Genomic DNA, 5,087 nt, shown 5'->3' with positions numbered 1-5,087 from the left:
TTCAGGAGAGTTCAGCGTGAATGTATCAGGCTCAACAAAGTACCTCAAGTCATCTAGGGAAGACTGCTCGACGAGTAGTCCTGGGATCCAGACTGGAGAGAGCGGCGGGCCAGCTTGGCATAGGTCTTCACCGTCTCGTAGGGCATCTCCAAATCAGCGGCGATCTGTTGTAAGCTCTCTCCACCTTCGCGGCGGGCCAGGATCGTCGCCCACAGTTGGGCAGTTTTTTCGGCGCGGGATCCCCCTTGTCGTTGCCGCTGGCTGAGAAAGAGGGCGCTCAGCTCCTCGATCCGCTGGGCCACCTGCTCTTCCCGGGAAGGGACAGGGGAGGCGGGTAGCTCTTCGGCCAACCAACCCAGGCGGGTTTGCCCTAGCCCAAAGGGGGTTTTGTGGCCGGTGCCGCAGTAGGGGGCAAGGTGGATCAGGGCTTGGAGCTGCTGCTGCAACAGCTCAGGCGCACGGGAGGAGACAGCCAACTGCACACAGCCGATGAATCCCGTCACGGATCCCTGGCGACCTGCGGTGGTTTTGACCGATTCCAGACGGTGCCGCTGGATGATCACTTCCCCATCCACCCAATCCAGAAAAGGCTCCGCCTCGATGGGCAGACCGGAAAAATCGTTCCAACGGCGCAGATAGCTGTGGAACAGGTTGCGAGGGATCGGCAGCGGCAGATGGTGGCCCCGGTGGCGAAAGCTGGTGGGCGAGACGAAGGAAAGGCTCCAGGAGCGGGGGGAAAGAGGCTGCTCCAACAGTTGACGATAGGTGCGCGGGGGGATCGAGATCTGCCATCCCAGGATCTGCAGCGGGGATCCCCGCAATTCCAGCCAGGTGGGCAGCCGTTGGCACCACCCTCGCAGCCACTCCACCACCGGCGGGTTGAGGCCGGTGATCCACCAGCGGAAGGGGAGATGAGGCGGGATCAGCGGTCGCCCCCCCTGCTCGCGGAACGGCCCCATCAGCCGGGAGAGGGTAAAAGGTTTCTCCGATTCTCCATCGTGCAAATAGGCCGATAGCTGCGGGTCTGTCTCTTGCACCTGGCTCAAGAACCAGGCGTGCAGCCCTTTGGCATAGTGGGGATCCAGCAGGTAAGACCGAGGAGCCTGAACTTCCAAGGTGATCCCCACCAACTCGGATCCCGTCGGCCACTTGCCGTTCGCTTCTCTATCAGCAGATGGCTCTGAGAAACTCAGCATAGGCACAGCCCATTCCCAGTCCACAGCAACAATCAACACAAAACCCAACTTTCCATTGAGAAAATTTTAGAAGGGATCCCTTCTTATTGGGTTTACTCTCGAATTGCCCGTTGTACAGGCAGAAAAAATCTCACAATCTGAAGAAAGCCTTGAAATCGTCTGCAACCCATCGCACTCGATCTATACTGCTAGCAAGCTAGAGGACTGAAAACCATGAGGCGAGAGCGTTTATCGGATATGGCTGAAACAATCGGTAACCTCAATGGCATCTCTCGGCTTGATTCGATTGGTTACCCACCCAACCGGCAAACCCTTTTTTGAAGGGCTTTGGTCTTCCGCGAAGGATTAAAAATCGAGGCCAATTGCCCCCAGCCTTTAGGGATCTGTCCGTCGCAGCCGATGGAAGCCCTGTCCAAGACTTGTCTTCCTTTTTCGCATTTCGCAGGTGCTGCTCATGACCCCTACTTCTGCTCCCTCTCCCGTTCCTGTTGCCTTGGCCTGGTGCCTGGCGTGGGGAGAACAGCGGGATCCCCAGTTTGCCCTGGAGACCTTGCAGCAGATGCGGGCCGCCGTTCGCGCCGACAACGAGGCCGGGATCCCAGAAGAGCTACGGCCCATTTTGGCTCAGGTGCACCAATTTCAGGAGAGCATGGCGGCGAAGACCTTTCCCAGAACCCCGGCGGAGCTGCAATCCCGCTACCCGGAGCTGTGGCAGCAGACAACCCGCATCGGCTTGGTTTACGGGGGGGCCACCAAGATCAAGAGCTATGTCTTCGAGTCGGCCAAGCTGTCGGAAATCCGCGGGGCCTCCGCTTTGTTGGATCGCATTAACCTGGTGGATCTGCCCGCCTTTTTCGGGGATCCCGAGCAAACCTACCTGGGATGGGAAGGTTTGGGGAAAGAGTCTCAAGCAGAGCTGAGGGCCTATGTGGCCGAGCAGATCCGGCCTTGGCTGCAGCAGCACTACCCGGCTTTGGCGCAAGCCCTGATCCCGGAGCTCATCATCTACTCCACCGGGGGCAATCTCCTGGCCTTTTGCCCGGCGGCCCATGTGGACGATCTCTGTGAGGCCATCGAGCGGCGCTACACCGAAGAAACCCTCACCGCTAACGCCTGCGCCGTGGGATCCGCCTTTCGGCTGCTGGAACTGCGCTACGGCCTGTTGCGGGATCCCATCGAACGCACCCCCTGGCTGGATTGGCTGGCGCAACACAAAACTCATCCCCTGGTGAGAGCCTATTTTGAGGATGGCAGCGAAGCCAGATTTCAAGACCGCAAAAGTTTCAACGAGTTGGTGGGTTACCTGGCCGCCCGCTTCAACCACCGCCGCAACGGCAATCCGGATCCCGGTCGCCCCAGCCGCGCCCATCCCGCCTTTTTTGAAACCCATCCCTACCTGCGCCGCGACAGCACCGACCGTCGCCCTGCCATCGCCAAAGCCGACCTGGTCGATCAGCCCTGGCTCTCGGAAGCCACCGCTCGCAAAGCCCTGGTGGGTCGCCAGGCCAAGCGCATTGAAACAGGCAAGCAAGGGTGGTTCCGCAAGTTCCCCACCTGGGATCCCGGCTTTGTGGAAAGCTGGGTAACGCGATTTGCCCGCTTTCTCAACTCTCCCGCCGGCGAGCCCTACCGGGAGCGCTATTTGCAGCCCCATCAGGGATCTGTCCAGGGGATCGGCGAGGCCCAATCTCTACGGGAAGTGGCCAACGCCAGCCTGGGCAGCCAGGGCTTTGTGGCTTACCTTTACGCCGATGGCAACGACATGGGGGGCTATGTGCAGCAGATCCAAACCCCAGAAGCCTACCGACAATTTAGCCGGGATGTTTCCGAGGCAACGGAAAAAGCCGTTTACCACGCCCTCGCCCAGCACCTGCAGGCCCATCGGCTGCACGGCCTATCCCCAGATCCGGAAACCGGCAGAGACCGCAACGGCGAGTGGATCCACCCCTTCGAGATCCTGACCATCGGCGGAGACGATGTGTTGGTGGTGGTGCCTGCCCACAAAGCCCTGGAAATTGCCGCCACCTTCTGTGAGCAGTTTGAGCAGCTCCTGCTGGACACCTCGGCAACCTATGCAGCTCAATCTTCCGGCAAGGTGCCTCACCGCTACCCGGCGGCAGATCGGAAGCTCTGTCGGCTCTCCGCCTCGGTGGGGGTGCTGATCGCCTCGGAAGACACCCCCATTTACTACGCCGAAAAGCTCACCGAACAACTGTTGAAATCCGCCAAGAGCTACGCGAAAAAGCTGAAGCCCAAAGACAAGGACTGCTCTGTGGCCACCATCGACTTTCTCTCGTTGAAGTCGGTCGCCCTGGTTGTCTCCAGCATCCAGGATTTTCGTCGGGAAGCTCTGGAGATCCGCCAGAACAGCCACACCCTCAAGCTCTACGCCGGCCCCTATACCGTCCCGGAAATCCACGGGTTGCTGAGAACGGTACAAGCCCTGCAGGAGGCCAATTTTCCTCGCTCCCAGCTTTATCAGATTCGCAGCTTCTTGGAAAAAGGCAAACGCACCGCCACCCTCAACTATCTCTATTTCCGCAGCCGCCTGGGCAAAAAGGGGCAGCCGCTGATGGAGGCTTTTGAGCGCACCTGGTGCAAGGCCAAAACCAACGACGGCCACCTTCCCCCCTGGATGTATGTTGAGCCACAGGTATCCTCGTCAACGCCAACCTATGAAACCATCTGGCGGGATCTGGTGGATTTGTACGCCTTTGTGCAAAAACAGCCCCAGGCCGAGGGTCGGCCCGTTCTGGCGGAGGTGGAGTGATGGTGAGACTGGCAGAGCTGCCCCAAGCGGGGCGAACGATCACCTCTATCCCTTTGAGGGCCACCCTCGCCTCTGCCCTGGCGGTGGGAGCCGGCGGCTCCAGCGGCTCCCTGGCGGATAAGCCCCTGCTCAAAGATGCCTTTGGCAGGCTGATCATTCCCGGCTCCCAACTGAAGGGGCGGCTGCGCCACGAGTGCGAGAAACTGGCCCGTGGCCTGGGCTGGGCCATTTGCCGCTCTCCCGACCCAGAGCGCATGTGTCCGCAGCGGGAGGGCAGCGCAGGAAATTTCCACCGCCCCGAATACCAGGTGGAGGGCTACGCCGGATCCCATTGTCTGGTCTGCCAGATATTCGGCAATCCGGCCCTGCCTGCCCGCCTGTGGGTGGAGGATCTCGTCTGCGAGGTGCCGCCAGCAGCTCTGGAACCAACCCTTCGCCCTGGGGTCACCCTCAACCGCCGCCGCCGCACCGCCGAGGATCAGCGGCTCTACCTCATTGAGACCTCTCCCGCGGCTGAGCTGACTTTTTCCGGATCCCTGCAGCTTTTGCCCGATTGCCCTTCCTGGGGCAAAACTCTCCTGTTGGCGGCCCTGCACCACCTGATCGCGCTGGGGGGCAGCAAATCCGCAGGTTTGGGCTGGCTGCACTGGGATCCTGGATCCCTGCAGGCTCTCCAGCCCACCGCAGCCGATTGGGCTTTCTTGGCCCAGGGAGGGAGCTGATGGAAGCCATTCAACTCACCCTAACGGCTCAGTCTCCCTTGGCCATCGGTCGGCAAAAGCCGGGCGGCTCCATCAGCGAGGCCCAGGATTACATTCCCGGCAGCGTGATTCGCGGTGCTCTGGCCGACCTCATGCTCAGCCAAACCCAACATCGCCCTGCCGAGGCGCTGGAAGGAGATTTGGCCGCCCTGTTTACGGCAGCTCGGCCTGCTGTGTTTACCCACGCCTATCCGGGATCCGGCAGCAAGGTCTTGCCGGCCACGGCCTTCAGCTCGAAAAACAATCCCGGCTTCCGCTCAGAGGCGGGCAAAACGGGGGTGTTCGACACGCTCCTGGATCGCTTCTGCTCACAGCGGCTGGGGATCCCGTTCGATCCCACAGAGCCGGACGGTTCCGGGG

The 5,087-nt window shown here is 60.8% G+C and carries 3 protein-coding genes and 1 pseudogene; 3 read left to right on the top strand and 1 reads right to left on the bottom strand.

Annotated features, from left to right (window positions below):
- Positions 1 to 53: 53 nt before the first annotated feature.
- A complete protein-coding gene (gene cas6, locus NW815_RS00525; RefSeq protein ID WP_041437102.1) occupies positions 54 to 1,196 on the bottom strand; it encodes a CRISPR-associated endoribonuclease Cas6 in 1,143 nt (380 codons plus the stop codon).
- Between the two features lie 454 nt (positions 1,197 to 1,650).
- Here cas6 and cas10 point away from each other — a divergent pair, with 454 nt between their 5' ends.
- From cas10 to NW815_RS00510, 3 genes and pseudogenes are all read left to right on the top strand, one after another.
- Positions 1,651 to 3,966, top strand: coding sequence for a type III-B CRISPR-associated protein Cas10/Cmr2 (gene cas10, locus NW815_RS00520; RefSeq protein WP_414390774.1), 2,316 nt, complete (start codon positions 1,651 to 1,653; stop codon positions 3,964 to 3,966).
- Positions 3,966 to 4,688, top strand: coding sequence for an RAMP superfamily CRISPR-associated protein (locus NW815_RS00515; RefSeq protein ID WP_011432243.1), 723 nt, complete (start codon positions 3,966 to 3,968; stop codon positions 4,686 to 4,688). Before cas10 ends, NW815_RS00515 begins: the two co-directional genes overlap by 1 nt.
- A pseudogene (locus tag NW815_RS00510) lies at positions 4,688 to 5,087 on the top strand (CRISPR-associated RAMP protein Csx10); the annotation flags it as partial. The gene NW815_RS00515 and the pseudogene NW815_RS00510, both read left to right, overlap by 1 nt.

The organism is Synechococcus sp. R6-7 (assembly GCF_047461695.1).
Taxonomy (GTDB): Bacteria; Cyanobacteriota; Cyanobacteriia; order Thermostichales; family Thermostichaceae; genus Thermostichus.
Note: the sequence above shows the minus strand (reverse complement) of the source record. Positions and strands in the feature narration are given on the sequence as shown.

Bases quoted from the DNA above. Each gene is read 5' to 3' on its own strand.
- cas6 (WP_041437102.1), bottom strand. From the start codon at position 1,196: ATGCTGAGTTTCTCAGAGCCATCTGCTGATAGAGAAGCGAACGGCAAG.
- cas10 (WP_414390774.1), top strand. From the start codon at position 1,651: ATGACCCCTACTTCTGCTCCCTCTCCCGTTCCTGTTGCCTTGGCCTGG.
- NW815_RS00515 (WP_011432243.1), top strand. From the start codon at position 3,966: ATGGTGAGACTGGCAGAGCTGCCCCAAGCGGGGCGAACGATCACCTCT.